We start from the raw sequence: 15,132 nt of genomic DNA, 5'->3' as shown, positions 1-15,132 counted from the left end.
TGCCTGCCGTTCCTTAAAATTCTCGCATTTGCCCCCAAGATCAGCGGAACTTACCCATGAGTTGCTTTTTACAACCGCATCCGCAAGGCTTGGTTCAGCCGCATTCCGGTCAATTACCCGGCGTTTCCCCGGATTCGGCCACCAATGGATACTCCCGAACCATTCTGGCAGGTTTTTCACTTCTACCAGCAACTTGTGCCTTCTTCAGCAGTCAGCCCAACGTTCCCGGATCTTCAACATACCTACGCCTCACGGTTAGCGGCAATCCAGACCTGAACCGTCTCCGGGCTCCACTCTTTAAAAGTACCCTGTCTGATCTCATCCAACACGTCCAGATGGGCCAGCTTGCGCAGAAGCCGGGTACGGACCGCGGCTGAAGGCTCCTTCCGCTTGATCTCTACCCGCAGCGCATGCAAAAAATCCAGGTACGGCTCGTATTCCTCGCCCAGCATCTCCGCAACCTGCTCCGTAATCTTCGCAGCCACACCAGGACCAGCGCCCGAAGTCGATACGGCCACCGTCAGACGCCCCCGGCGAAGCACGCCGGGAGTAATGAAGTTCCCCGCCTCGGCATGGCTGGCCACATTCACCGGAAGGCCCAAAGCCTTGGCCTCGCGTGCAACTGCTTCATTAACCGCCGCATCACTGCTGGCGGCATAGACCAGGAAGGCCCCCTCAAGATCCCCGGGAGTATAAGGGCGGCTAATCCAGATTAGCATGCCCTTCTCTGCAAATTCGCTAAGCTTCTCCGTTAACGAGGGGCTGACAACGGTCACCGCCGCTCCCGCTTCCAGCAGCGGACCTACTTTACGCTCGGTAACGGCCCCGCCGCCGATCACCACTACCCGTTGACCCTGCAAATCCAGCATGACCGGAAAATAATTCACCATGTTCATCACTTCCCGCCCCAGCCGTGGAAATCAGACCATGAATTCAGCAGAAAATTCAGGATAATGAAGCCGTATCCCGAAATCGCCCAGCGGGCCATAACCGTCCCGCTTCTTCGGCCGGACCGCTTCAGCAAGATATAGGTTATGTAAATCCCAAGCCCGACAAGTGTAGTCAGCACCTTGGGATCCTGGAACAGCGGGGTCCGCCCCTCTGCGATAATGGACATGCCCGCCAGTACAAGCGATACGCTCAGCAGGGGAACCCCCGCGAGGATTGATGTATACGAATATTTGTCCATCGTTTCCAGACTAGGCAGACGCCGGACGCGGTCATCCCATTTCTTGCTCTTCAGCTTACTGTGCAGGAACAGATACATTATCGCAAATACCGCACCCAGTGTCAGTGCGCCAAAGCTCAAATTAGCTAAAATAATGTGCATTGCCAGCCATCCGTGCACCGCACTCCAGCTCTCCAGGCCATGATCCGCAGCCGTCAGCCATACCCGGTTCAGCAGGAACACACTGAAGCCCGCTCCGCTGAGCAGCAGGATGGTGAATTCACCTCCGCGCGTGTACGCCACCGCAAGCGAAGTCAGCACGATACTGAATGAGAACCAGAACAGGAAATCATAAGGGGTGAAAATAGGCAGTCCTCCCTCCTGGGAGAACCGGATCGCAAGCCCGGCAGACTGCAACAGTCCCACAACGACAAGAAGCCCCGTGCCTAGCCGCTTCCCGCCCGGATTACGCCGAAGGCAATCCGAGAAAATAAACAGCAGGCTCAGGGCATATAGCAGCAGAGCGGTATCATATATTCCGTTCAGCAGTTGCATGTTCTTCACCCGCCCAGCAGGCCTGCCGGAGCAAACACCGTCTTAGGCACGTTGAAGTCGATGCTTGAAGAACGTTCATTGTCAGTCCGCTCAGCCGGTGCAGGGCTGCCGCCGTCCGGATCGGTTCCCAGCTGCTCCTGAAGTGCAAAGATTTGCGTGAAATAATCAAGTGCCTCACTACCCTGCTTGCCGCCGGACAGTTCCTTAATCACATTGATCGGATCATGCATCATCTGGTTCACAATACTTTTCGTCAGGCGGCGGATCACCTTGCGCTGGTGCTCGTCCAGCTCGGGCAGCTTGTTGAACAGACTATCCATAGTTTCTTCATAAATTCCGTTCGATTTGTCCTGAAGCGCGCGGATGACCGGTCTGACGCCAAGCGTCTTCAGCCATACCTGGAATTCTTCCATCTCTTCTGCGATCATGACCTCGATCTTGGCCGCTTCACTGCGGCGCATCTCCAGATTGCTCTCGACGATGCCTTCCAGATCATCAATGTCATACAGGAACACATCCGGCACACTTGCCGCCGCCGGATCAATATCACGCGGAACGGCAATATCAATCATGAACAGCGGCCGCGAAGGACGGCGCTTCATGCCGGCAGCCACCTGATCCGCTGTCAGCACAAAACCGTCAGCGCCAGTAGAGCTGATGACAATATCCACTTCATCGAGATGCTTCAAAGCTTCGTCAATCGTGCTCGGCTTGCCCGAGAACTTCTCAGCCAGCTCTATCGCCCGCGACAACGTGCGGTTGGCAACAATAACCTCTGCCGCCCCGCTGCTGTACAGATGCTTCACCGTAAGCTCGCTCATTTTGCCGGCGCCGAGAATCAGCACTCTTTTGCCGGTGAACATGCCGAAAATACGCTTGCCCAGCTCCACCGCCGCATAGCTGACCGAAACCGCGCTTTCGCCGATCGAAGTTTCACTATGCGCACGTTTGCCAAGCGTCACAGCCTGCTTGAACAGCTGGTTGAACCATGTGCCGGTCACGCCTTCTGCTTGGGCAGTCAAAAAAGAATTGCGCACCTGTCCCAGGATCTGCGTCTCACCAATCACCATGGAATCTAAACCGCAGGTCACACGGAACAAATGGGCAATTGCCTGCTCATCTTCATATATATACATATGCTGTGCAAATTGTTCACTCTTTACATTGAACCACTGCTCCATAAAACTGCGGATGAAGTATCCGCACATATGAAGGCGGTCCACGACCACATAAATTTCCGTCCGGTTACAGGTGGCGACGACAACCCCCTCCAGAACGCTCTTGGTCTGCATCAGTTCATGGAGCGCCGCAGGCAGATCCTTCTCCGCAAAAGCGAACTGCTCTCTCACCTCTACGGGAGCCGTACGGTAATTCAGGCCAACGACGACAATATGCATCGCTTGTTCACCATCCTAGTCTCTAATCAGTGGTGTAGGCACTATCACTGTTTATCCATATTTAAAGGTATGTCATACACAACATCCGAAATCGCTGTGTTAAGTATATCACAAGGAAATAGGGCTTTTTACAAAACCTTTGAACTATTTATGACATCCAGATAATAATTATTATAAATAAAACCCCGAAGAAGTGCTATCGTTTATGATGGTTTTTTTTCAGAATAATTATAATGTTTTTTTATAGCAAAAAGGAGCAGCGCTTTACCTGCTCCTTTAACAACAATCTTTGAGATATTCCATATTCCGCATCAGACTTCCGCAATGACTGTGACAGCTTCTCCGCCGCAAACTCACCCTAATAATCCTTGATCATCCGGCAAGAGCCGCGTTTGAGCAATACCGCATCGTAGACAATATGCTGGTTGTTTGACTGTCCCGAGATGAGGTCAAAGAGAACGCCCACACTTGATAATGCCATTTCCGTGCCCGGTTGGCTGATTGTATCCAGAGAGGGATGATAATACTCAGCCATCTCAATACCATCAAAGCCAAGGATCGAGATGTCGCCCGGAATAGACAACCCGGCGGTAAGCACAGCTTTGGCCGCACCAATCGCAATGGTATCGGAGGCTGCAAAAATAGCCGTAACTCCCTTATTCTTGTTGAACAGTCTTCGCGCGGCATTAAATCCGGAGCTTGGACTGTATTCACAATCCTCGACCAATTGAGCATCGTAAGGCAAATTATGCTCTTCCAGTGCTTTTTTGTAGCCCAAGTGCCGGCGGTTACCTGTGGTTTCGTCCAATAAAGGGGACTTAGCCAGAAACCCGATATTCGTATGCCCGAGTGAGATTAAGTAATTGGTCGCCTTATAGGCTTCCTTCAATTCATCAATGATCACACTGGAAAATACGGAGGGGTCCACCTTCTGGGTTGAGGTAATCGTCGTCAGCACAAAAGGAATCGTCAGCTGTTTGAACTTTTCTTCGGAATGATTATACGTTCCGCCCATAAAGATAATCCCGCAGAGATTCTTTTCCTTCACCAGTTGAATGGCCGCTTTGATTTCATCCGTTCCATCCTCCACCTGTTGAATGAGAAACGGGTAACCCCGCAAATTAACCTGCCGTTCAATTTCTTTGATCATATTGGAAAAGAAAGGATTGGTAATCCCCTTGACCATAAGTGCAATGTTCTTGGATTCCGTGGTTTTCAAATTCCGCGCGTTGGAATTGGGAACATAATTATATTCCCTGACCACACTTAGAACCTTCTCTCTTGTCGCCTTGCTCACCAGCCCTTTGTTGTTGATTACCCGCGAGACTGTTGAGATGCCGACACCGGAAATCCGCGCGATATCCTTGATATTTACGTCCACTGTACTCCCCCATCTATGGGTAAAGGAGCTATAAGTAATTATAGCTCCCTTACGCCTTATAGCATTCCTTTAGTTGACAGGAACAAATTCTGCTAATTGTTTCTGTACTTCGGCAATGACCTTGTCAATTCCTGCTTTTTTCAACTGTTCGCGGTATTCTGCAACTGCTTTTTTAGGCTCCTGGCTAGTTTTGCCAAGCATCAGCTGGATACCAAGCTGTGAATTCACGTTGGAGATTGAAGCGATTTCTGTAGTCACATTCGACGGATCGAAGCTGAATCCGTTGTACGGATCATCGATCGCCACTTTATCCCATTCAGCGAACAAGGAGTTGCGGATAGGGTTTTCGGTATCACTCGGAACAACGAACTTGTCATTTCTGAGTGACCAGGCCGAGAAGCCGCCGGCATCCGTTTTTTCATTGTAGCCTGGAGGGAATTTCTTGATGCCGTCTTCAATGACATATTGTTTGCCTTCAATCCCGTATTGAATAAGGTTGTAATAGCTCTCATCGGTCATAAACTTCTCAATCACCATCAGTGCGCGTTCCGGATTAGCCGAATTTGTGCTGATTACGGTCGAGTTGTCCACGCCCATCTTACGTTTGATTTTCTTGTTGGCTTCAGCGAAAGTGAAGAAGTAAGGATCTGATTCAGGTTGTGCCTTGATATCCGCTCCATACTGGCCGATCCAGTCTTGGGCATGAGTCAAATAACCTGCAGAGTTTCCCGCTCTAAAATTCTCTTTCCCGCCCATGGTTGCGGACAGCACATCTTTACCCCAATATCCTTTATCCGCCCATTCACGCATTTTCACAGCCCAGTCTTCAAATTCCTGGGTGTAGGCCGGATGGAAGACGGTTTTGAAGTCCTCCGGACTCTTGGTCACCAGATTCAGTTCATTCAGAGAAATACCAGGGGCGTTAAGCCACATATCCGTGGTATCGACCAGCATTCTGAACATATTCTGCGCATCTTCAGCCTTGCCGTTGATCGGCGTGAAGGATTCGTTAGCTACAACATTATCCATATACTTCACCATATCATCTATTGAACTGATTTTTTCCATGCCGTATTTCTTCAGCAGATCAGAACGATAAGCAAAACCGGTAGGTGTGTATTCACTGTAAAGACTCGGAACTCCATAAATTTTGCCTTTGTATTTCGTGTTCTCCCAGACAGTTGCAGGAATTTCCGCCTTCAGCTTAGGAGCAACCTTGTCCAGCATCTCCGTGATGTCCACAAGTGCGCCTTCACTGGCTAATGTAAAATAGGAAACTGGTGCTCCGGGAGAGGCGTGGGACATATCAAAATTTTCACCGGAAGCAAATAATAACGGGTACTTGGTAGCCGTATCCGGCCAGTCAATGTACTTCACTTCAATGCTTGCATTCAGATCTGCCTTGAGCTTCTTGTTGATCTCGCCAAGGATTGCCTTGTTGTTAACCCCTTCACTGCCCCACAGGTAGTACGTCAGCTTGGCTTCCTTGGAAGTGTCCACTCCACCCGTATTTGCAGTAGTTTCCGACTTTCCGGAATCCGTTGGAGAAGTGCTTGACTCATTGTTGTTGTTCTTGGACGTACAGGCTGTCAATACCCCGGCAAGCATGAGGACTGCCATTAAAGAAGACGCGATTTTTTTACCTTTCATCAGGTAAGCCTCCCTTTTCTTGTCTGTTTATAAAAACCTTCATTTATAATAAACGCCTCTCTTAAGAGAACACGTCCATTAACCTTTTACTGCCCCGACGGTAAGCCCTGTTACAAAATAACGCTGCACAAACGGGTAGAGGAGAATAATTGGCCCTGTGGCCAGAACAGCTGTAGCCATCTTGATAGATTGCGTAGGAAGATCGGCTGAATTAATCACTGCCCCCGAGTTGATCATAGTCCCAAGGTTGGTCTGATTAACCATTCGCTGCAAAAAGTATTGCAACGGATATTTAGTCGGGCTATCCATATACAACATCCCGTTGTACCACTCATTCCAAAAGCCCAGCGCCGAGAACAGTCCAATGGTGGCCAAGGATGGAACCGCCAAGGGAATGAAAATCCGCCAGTAGATGCGGAAATCGCCGGCACCGTCAATGGTAGCGGATTCATATAAGGAATCCGGAATCGCCTTCATGAAATTGCGCATCAGGAAGATCGACCAGGCGCCGACCACAGCCGGCAGGATCATGGCGAACAAGTTATCCTTCATATGAAGATGCTTGACCATCAGGATATACGTTGGAATCAAGCCGCCGCTGAAGAGCGTCGTAAAGTAAATCAGGAAGGAGAAGAAATTGCGGTACTTGAAATCCTTGCGGTTGAGCACAAAGCCGGCCATCGACATCATAAACAGTCCAAGCACCGTACCCACTACAGTGATAAAAATAGTTACCTGATAAGCATTGATGAGATTTGTAGAGTTGTTAAGCAGCAACTCATAAGACTTGAAGGAAAATTCTTTGGGCAGCAGCTTGTAGCCTTCGCGGACAATTTCCTGCTCGTTCATAAATGAGGAAGTGATCATCAGCGCAAAAGGAAATAAACAAATCAGCGCAAAGATTGTGATGCACAAATAGCTGATGGCTTTAATGAAGATACTGCCGACATCTTGTTTGACTGCTTTCTTTTCCATTATCATCACCCCTGTTTCATTCTGAATCTTAGAATAATGCGCTGTCAGGCTCGACCTTGCGCACAATAAAGTTCACCACAAGCACCAGAATCAGCCCGAACAAGGATTGGTAGAAGCCAACAGCGGCTCCCATGGAGAAGTTGAATTGCCCCACCAATGAGCGGAAGACATAAGTATCAATGATATCCGTCTGCGGATACAGCACGGAATTCGTCCCGATCAGATTATAGAACAGGTCAAAGGAGCCTTTGAGAATCCCGCCCATTCCGAACAGCAGAAGCAGAATAAAGGTTGGCTTCAGAATCGGCAAGGTCATGTAGCGTATCCGTTGCCAGGTAGTAGCACCGTCCATGTAAGCAGCTTCATACAAATCATGGTTGATCCCTGTTATGGCTGCCAGATAGATAATCATGCCGTATCCGGTACTGGCCCAGATTTTGAAGGCGACAATAATGTATTTCCAAATGCCTGCATCGGAGTAGAACTCGTGGCGGTCCAGCCCGGCGCCGGCCAACATCGTATTGATAAAACCGGAGTTAAAATTGAATAGGTTGTAAGCAAATACCCCCACGATAACCATTGAAATAAAGTTCGGGAGGAGAATCACCGACTGGGAGATCTTCTTGAACCATTTGCCCGTTATCTCCGACAGCATAATGGCAAACACAATTTGAATGATATTCCCCAAGACAAGGAAAGCCACATTGTACAGCAGGGTATTCTTGGTGATATTCCAGAGATCACCATTTTGAACCAGGAATTCGAAGTTCTTCAGGCCGATAAAATCGCTTCCGAAGATCCCCTTGTTAAGTTTGTAATCCACAAATGCGACATAAGCTCCGGGCATTACCGCATAGTGGAAGATCAGGAAATACAGAAGCACGGGCAGCAGCATGAGGAAAAGAACTTTGTTCTTCATCAATTCCCGGCCGATATTTCCACCAGTTCGCATAATTCTTGCCAATAGGCCCACCTCCAATTTGAACGATGCATTCACACCAATGGAATAAATTCAGACGCCTCTCAATCACAATAAAAGGTATACTGAAGGGTATAGAAACGTTTCCATCATTTTTTTGAAACTCCCCTTGCGAAGAGCATACTCTTAAAATGTATGCGCTGTCAATTGAATTTTTTTTCGAATTTCAAGTACATTAATTATATATACGGTCCTAAATGTTTCGAAACAATAATTATTTCAAAGATGATTGACATTTTTTAGCCACGAGACTAATATCGAGGTATACCTAACATGGAAACGTTTCTATTATCTTTTTTGGTGAAAATGCATGCCCTTGATGACATTTGATTTGAACTCCCCTATCCGTTCAATTTCATGTCCTATCCATGTAGTGGAAAGCGAGGGTTCTTATGATTTTCAGACCACAATCCAACATGATTACCTTTACACTCGATGAATCCAAGTACACTTTCTTGCCAACAGGCGACATCTTCGAATTCTCCAATGGGCCATTCCTCATCAATCAGTTCCAGGGCAATTCTATGGATGGTTCGGCCAATAATATTTATCTTCGCGTGCATACGGCACAAGGCATTGAAAGCTATCCCTTGCTGGGAATCCGCTCCCGCTCCAAACTATTGTACAATCACGAAAGACTTATTTACCAAGGCCGGATAGAGGCTATTGATTACCGTGTTACATTCTCTCCTGCCGCTGATGGCATCTGGTTCTGGCATATCCAGCTCTCCGGAAACGGAGAAACGGTTGATGTCATTTATGGACAGGATCTCGGTGTCGCTGAAAAAGGCGGCGTGCTGTCCAATGAGCTCTATATGAGCCAGTACCTGGATCACAGCATTTGGGAGGGGCCTAACGGTTACGCCGTATGCTCACGCCAAAACCAGCCTCAGGGCGCAGCTTTCCCCTATCTGCAGCAAGGTGTGCTTCAAACTAAAGCCGTCGGCTATTCAACGGATGGCACGCAGTTTTTTGGCTTATCTTATAAAGCCCTAAATGTTCCTCAAGTACTGGAAAGCGGCCTTCCGAATCAAAATGTTCAATATGAGCTGGCTTATACCGGTCTGCAAACAGAGCAAATGAAGCTGGCTGGAACCGTTGATTTTGCCTTCTACGGCCTGTTCTGCCAGACTCATCCCGCCGCAGTAACATCTCTTGAGTTTGGGTCCCGCCTTCAGGAAGCTTATGCCTCCATAGACTGGAACCTGAGCGACGCTGTACAAGAGGGAGAAACGGTCACGCTCAGTACTGAAATCGGGGGTCCTTACGTCTCTCCGCAGTGGTCACAAGCCGAGATTGATGCCGCGTTCCCTGAGCGGAAGCTCGAGGAATACGAGGATGGTAAACTGTTGTCCTTCTTTACTAATGACCACGTCCATGTCGTGCTGCAGCCCAAGGAACTGCTTGTTGAACGCCCGCACGGACATATCATTACCACCCTGATGGATGACACACAGGTCAACAACAAGCTGATTACGTCCACCAATTACATGTACGGTATTTTCAACGGTCAGACGGTGGCGGGCAATACTTCTTTCCATAAGCTTCTCTCCACGCCGCGCGGCCTGCTCAATATTCTCAAGAACACAGGACAGCGTATTTATATCCGCCAGGATGGCGTCTACCGGATTCTTACGCTGCCGGCTGCTTATGAGATGGGTGTGAATTTTGCCAAATGGCATTACAAGCTGGAGCATGATACGTTAACGATCACCACCTTTGCTGCCGCCAATCAACCGGATATTGTGCTTCAGGTACAATCAAAGCTCGGAAAATCCTACGATTACCTGATTACCAACCAGCTGGTTATGGGTGAGCATGAATTCCAGCATCCGGTGAGAGTCAGCGCTGCAGACGGAATTATCCGTGTTCAACCAGATGAAGACGCTTGGCGGAACCATCCTTATCCCGGCCTGCATTATGACATTCAATTACCTGATACCGCTTTCAAATTCAGTGACGACCGGATATTCTTTGAAGACGGCAAGCCGCGCAACGGTACGCTGCTTACCCTTTCCGTAGAACAGTCCTCAAGCTTCCAGCTAGTCATGCAAGGAAGGCTGGAGGACAAGGAAAGTGTGCCGCTGGCTCCTTACAGCTTTGAAGCTGAAGTAACATTGTACAGAGAATTCTACGAAGCCTTCAGTTCCCGTTTCTGCTTACAGATCGAGGGTGCCGAACAGGTACAGATTGATAAATTGAACGAAACCGCATGGTGGTATACGCATAATGCAATGGTCCATTTTATTGTGCCGCACGGACTTGAACAGCCAGGCGGAGCCGCATGGGGCACGCGGGATGTATGTCAGGGGCCGATGGAATATTTCCTGATGACCCAGCATTATGAGTTGGCCAGAAATGTTCTTTTGGAGATTTTTGCCCACCAGCTGTGGGAGAGCCGGGAGTGGCCGCAATGGTTTATGTTCGACCAGCACCCTGTCCAATCCCCTGAATGGCATGGCGATGTCGTGCTTTGGCCGCTTAAATGCATTGCCGACTATGTAATGGCTACCGGGGACAGTTCTATTTTCCAAGAAGAGGTAGTCTATCACTATCTGGCAGATGCCCTGCCTACCCGGGAGTCGGAATCCGTGCTGGAGCATGTCAAGGCAGCCGTGGACACAATCTGCAAGCGCTTCCTGCCTGGAACAGCCCTCATCTCCTATGCCGGCGGTGACTGGGATGATACCCTGCAGCCTGCCGATGAAGCGCTGAAGACGAAGCTGGTCAGCGCCTGGACCGTTGCCTTGGCATTCCAGGTCATCCGGAATCTGTCGCAGGTCACGGCATTCGACCCTGAGTTCTCAAGGTCGCTTGCTGAAATGGCAGAACGGATGAAGGTCTCTTTCCAGACGTTGCTCATTAAAGATGAGGTTATTGCCGGCTTCGCTTACTTCAAAGACGCCGAAACCATCGAATACATGCTGCATCCGCTGGACCAAAATACCGGAATACAGTATCGCCTGCTGCCGATGACACGCAGCATCATTGCTGAACTGGTGGACCCTGCACAAGCGGATATGAATCTGCGCCTGATTGATGAGCATCTCAAATGTCCGGATGGCGTACGCCTGATGGACCGTCCTGCCCGCTATGAAGGCGGCGTAAGCACCATTTTCCGGCGTGCCGAGCAGGCCGCCAATGTCGGCCGTGAAATCAGCCTGCAATACGTGCATGCCCATATTCGTTATCTTGAGGCGGCAGCTAAACTCGGAGATGCCGAGCGTGCCTGGGAAGGGCTGTTCCAAATCAATCCGATCAATATCCGCGAGAGCGTGCCCAATGCGAAAATCCGCCAGAGCAATATGTATTTCAGCAGTTCTGACGGAGATTTCCCGGACCGCTACAGCTATCACAACAATTTCGATCAGCTGCGCACCGGCAGCGTCCAAGTGAAAGGCGGCTGGCGGCTATATTCCAGCGGACCCGGAATTTACCTGAATCAGCTCATCTCGGGCATTCTGGGAATCCGCTTCACGGCAGACAGCCTGATTATTGATCCGGTTCTTCCGGCCAGCCTGGACGGTCTGCGCTTCACTTATCAATGCTTCGGACGCACCTTACAATTTGTTTATCATATCGGATCGGGTTCCACCCGCACACCGGAACTGCGTTCGGAGGGCAATGCCGTTGCCGGCCAAATCCTGTCCAATCCGTATCGCCCGGGTGCGCTTAGCATTCCTGCAAGCACTGTGCTTGCGCTGCCTGACGAAGAACTGCATATCTATTTATCCCAATAACTTTCAATGCGCTCGATGAAGAAGGAGTCTGCCATGACTAAACCGTTTATCCAAGAGCTTGTGAATGAAATGACACTGGACGAAAAACTGGCCCAATTAACCCAGCTTGGTCCTTACTATTGGGGCCTGGACGATACCGTTGATTTGACGGGTCCGTTCAAGGAGCTCAAAATTAAGCCACATGCCATTGAGAATATCGGAAGCGTTCTGAACGGCGTTGGAGCCCGGAATGCCATCGAAATGCAGACCCGCCATATGCAAAAAAGCCGCCAGAAGATTCCGCTGCTCTTTATGGCGGATGTCATCCACGGCTACCGGACCATTCTGCCCATTCCTCTGGCGCTGGGCTGCAGCTTCGATCTGGAAGCCTGTGAACGCTTTGCCGAGCTCGCTGCCAAAGAAAGCGCAGCTGCCGGGATTCATGTCACTTTCTCGCCGATGACCGATCTCGTCCGCGATCCGCGCTGGGGCCGTGTCATGGAAACATCCGGCGAGGACCCTTATCTGAATGCCCGCGTCACCGAAAGCATGGTGCGCGGCTATCAGGGCAAAGATCTGAAGGAAAAAGGACGCATAGCCGCCTGTGTCAAGCATTTCGCCGGCTATGGCGCGCCTGAAGGCGGCCGGGAATACAATACGGTCGATATGTCCTCCGGTGTATTGCGTGAATTCTATCTGCCTGCCTACAAGGCCGCGGTCGATGCCGGTGTAGCTATGGTAATGGCCGCATTCAATACGGTAGACCGTATTCCGGCTACCGGAAATGAACAGCTTCTGCGCGGGATTCTGCGGGAAGAATGGGGATTCAATGGTGTTACCATCGCTGACTTCAATTCCGTCAATGAGCTGATCCCCCACGGGGCTGCAGTGGATGGCCGCGAAGCCGCAGAGAAAAGTCTGGCTGCCGGTCTTGATATTGAGATGATGTCCACCCACTATCTCCATCATGCCGCAGACCTGATTGAACAAGGCCGGCTTGATGTCGCTTTGATCGACGAAGCGGTTATCCGGGTACTGGAGCTTAAGGACGCACTGGGCTTGTTTGAAAATCCGTTTAAGGATGCGGATCCGCAAGTGGATGAGGCAGCCGAACCTAATGCGGAGCATCTGCAGACCGCACGCGAGCTTGGCGCAAGCTCGGTCGTGCTGCTAAAAAATGAGAATGAAGCTTTGCCGCTCAAGCGGGGGATGAAAATCGGGCTTGCCGGTCCTTTCGCCACTTCCATACATGTGCTGGGCGGCTGGGCCGGAACGGAAAAGGATCCGGCGGTCTCGCTCTACACAGGACTTTCCCGGAAAACCTCAGCCGGGGATATCCTTACGGCAATGACCGGCGAGCTGGGGAGTATGCTGGAGGGTGTATTTGATGTAGAGGACGGGATAGAAGAAGCGTTTCACCGCTTGAAGGATTGCGATGTGATCCTTGCTGCAGTGGGCGAGAACCAGCAGGATACCGGAGAAGGCGGCAGCAAAACCAACCTGCGCCTGTCTCCTAATCAGGAGAAGCTGATCTGGCGCCTGAAGGACACCGGCAAAAAGATAGTGACCATTGTATTCAGCGGCCGGCCACTGGAGCTGAAGCCTGTGCTGGATGCCAGCGATGCTTTGCTCCAAGCCTGGTTCCTCGGCTCGGAGTCAGGGAACTCACTGGCAGATGTACTGTTCGGGGACTACAATCCATCCGGGCGTTTATCCATGAGCTTCCCCTACACTGTGGGCCAGATTCCGGTTTATTACAATGCTTATTCAACAGGACGTCCCTATGATCCCATGTATCCGCAAGTACGTTATGTAACCCGGTATTTAGACTGCCCCAATGACCCGCTCTTCTGCTTCGGCTATGGCCTGAGCTATTCTGATTTTGCTTACAGCAGCTTCAAGGTTGAAGCCGCTGACAAGCTTGTAGCCTCTATTGAGGTAGAGAATACCTCGGACATCGACGGCAAAGAAACCGTTCAGCTCTATATTCACGATGTCAGTGCCAGTGTTGTGCGTCCGGTCAAAGAGCTTAAGGGTTTCCGGCAGCTTTCATTGGCAGCGCATGAGAAGCAGGTGGTTTCCTTCGAAATCACCAGAGACATGTTAATGTTCTATGGCAAGGACGATCAGCTTGTCTTCGAGCCTGGTGAATTTGATATTATGATCGGCCGAAACTCAGGAGATCATTTCACCCGGCGTATCCATATCGACTGATTTTGGCCAGAGAGGGGAATTTCCAAATGAAACGCCATTTATCATTCCAGAACGACGGAACCTTTAAAATAGTGCAATTTACCGATCTACATTGGATGGATGGAAGAGCCGAGGATCAGCGTACCCGTAAACTCATGGAGCGTATTATAGAAGCGGAGCAGCCTGATCTTATCGTTTTTACGGGGGATTTAATTTACACGGGTCCCGTTCCAGCGGAAGAAAAGGAATGTGAGAACCCTCAGGAAGCTTTCCGGGAGGCTGTCGCTGCTGTTGAACAAACCGGCATTCCCTGGGCCTTTGTATTTGGCAACCATGATACAGAAACCCGCATTTCCCGTGATGAACTGATGCAGGTAGCCTTGGAGCATCCTCACACGCTGGCTGAGGCCGGACCTGCGGAGCTTGCCGGTACAGGCAATTATACACTTGAAATTGAGGGGCCTAATGGCAGCTCCGCTGCAGTTCTTTATTTTCTGGACTCCGGCAGCTATTCCGGTCTTGAGCAGGTACCAGGCTACAATTGGATCCAGCGGAATCAGCTTAACTGGCTGACAGCTGAATCGGCACGGCTGAATCCGCAAGCACATGAGGATAAGCTGCCTGCACTTGCATTCTTTCATATCCCGGTTCCCGAGTACCAGGAGGTATGGTCTACCCGGATCTGCCATGGACACCGATTCGAGCGCGTCTGTTCTGCTCCTGTTAATTCCGGATTATTTGCGACTTTGCTGGAGATGGGCGATGTGCTCGGCACCTTTTGCGGACATGACCATATCAACGACTTTGTTGGCAGCCTGCATGGCATACGCCTCTGTTACGGGCGGGCCTCAGGCTACAATACTTATGGAAAAGAAGGCTTTAAGCGGGGTGCCCGCGTGATAAAACTAACCCTGGGCGAAAAGAATTTTGATACTTGGCTCCGTCTTGAAGACGGCTCTACCGTATTGGAACAGCCCGTTCATGAGCCGGATAACGTAACGGTACATTAATCTTCCAACCTGGAAAGTCCGGCTCTAATAATCAGTCCACCCGCTCTTGGAACGAGACTTCCCCGCATGATTGGCGGCGGTCTCGTTCTTTTTTCATTTACATAA

The 15,132-nt window shown here is 50.2% G+C and carries 10 protein-coding genes; 3 read left to right on the top strand and 7 right to left on the bottom strand.

All coding sequences use genetic code 11. The annotated features are described in order from the left end of the window. Positions 1-242: 242 nt before the first annotated feature. The 7 genes from NYE29_RS16925 to NYE29_RS16895 all read right to left on the bottom strand — a co-directional run bounded on the left by NYE29_RS16925 (position 243) and on the right by NYE29_RS16895 (position 8,099). Positions 243-890, bottom strand: coding sequence for a precorrin-2 dehydrogenase/sirohydrochlorin ferrochelatase family protein (locus tag NYE29_RS16925; protein ID WP_340896852.1), 648 nt, complete (start codon positions 888-890; stop codon positions 243-245). 5 nt (positions 891-895) lie between these two features. After that, the gene (ccsA, locus tag NYE29_RS16920; protein ID WP_340899736.1) at positions 896-1,723 is read right to left on the bottom strand and encodes a cytochrome c biogenesis protein CcsA; all 828 of its coding nucleotides are present in this window, start codon (positions 1,721-1,723) and stop codon (positions 896-898) included. Between the two features lie 5 nt (positions 1,724-1,728). Continuing rightward, a complete protein-coding gene (gene hemA / locus NYE29_RS16915) occupies positions 1,729-3,120 on the bottom strand; it encodes a glutamyl-tRNA reductase (RefSeq protein ID WP_340896851.1) in 1,392 nt (463 codons plus the stop codon). 358 nt (positions 3,121-3,478) lie between these two features. Then, the gene (locus tag NYE29_RS16910) at positions 3,479-4,501 is read right to left on the bottom strand and encodes a LacI family DNA-binding transcriptional regulator (protein ID WP_076114211.1); all 1,023 of its coding nucleotides are present in this window, start codon (positions 4,499-4,501) and stop codon (positions 3,479-3,481) included. Positions 4,502-4,570: 69 nt separating this feature from the next. Beyond that, positions 4,571-6,151 carry an ABC transporter substrate-binding protein gene (locus tag NYE29_RS16905; RefSeq protein ID WP_076114210.1) on the bottom strand — a complete coding sequence of 527 codons (1,581 nt, stop codon included), beginning with the start codon at positions 6,149-6,151 and terminating at the stop codon, positions 4,571-4,573. Positions 6,152-6,229: 78 nt separating this feature from the next. Further along, positions 6,230-7,126: a carbohydrate ABC transporter permease gene (locus tag NYE29_RS16900; RefSeq protein ID WP_038595743.1), complete on the bottom strand. Its 897-nt coding sequence runs from the start codon at positions 7,124-7,126 to the stop codon at positions 6,230-6,232. A 28-nt stretch (positions 7,127-7,154) separates the two neighbouring features. Continuing rightward, complete coding sequence (locus NYE29_RS16895) at positions 7,155-8,099, bottom strand: ABC transporter permease (protein WP_340899735.1); 945 nt, start codon at positions 8,097-8,099, stop codon at positions 7,155-7,157. A gap of 398 nt (positions 8,100-8,497) precedes the next feature. Here NYE29_RS16895 and NYE29_RS16890 point away from each other — a divergent pair, with 398 nt between their 5' ends. The 3 genes from NYE29_RS16890 to NYE29_RS16880 are packed head-to-tail and all read left to right on the top strand — an operon-like array spanning position 8,498 to position 15,027. Then, entirely contained in the window at positions 8,498-11,845 is a 3,348-nt protein-coding gene (locus NYE29_RS16890; RefSeq protein WP_340896850.1) for a GH36-type glycosyl hydrolase domain-containing protein, read from the top strand. A 33-nt stretch (positions 11,846-11,878) separates the two neighbouring features. Next, positions 11,879-14,038: a beta-glucosidase BglX gene (bglX, locus tag NYE29_RS16885; RefSeq protein WP_340896849.1), complete on the top strand. Its 2,160-nt coding sequence runs from the start codon at positions 11,879-11,881 to the stop codon at positions 14,036-14,038. Positions 14,039-14,064: 26 nt separating this feature from the next. Next, positions 14,065-15,027, top strand: a complete 963-nt coding sequence (locus NYE29_RS16880; protein WP_340896848.1) for a metallophosphoesterase family protein — start codon at positions 14,065-14,067, stop codon at positions 15,025-15,027. Positions 15,028-15,132 lie beyond the last annotated feature (105 nt).

Source organism: Paenibacillus sp. FSL M7-1046, assembly GCF_038007405.1.
GTDB lineage: Bacteria > Bacillota > Bacilli > Paenibacillales > Paenibacillaceae > Paenibacillus_AQ.
Note: the sequence above shows the minus strand (reverse complement) of the source record. Positions and strands in the feature narration are given on the sequence as shown.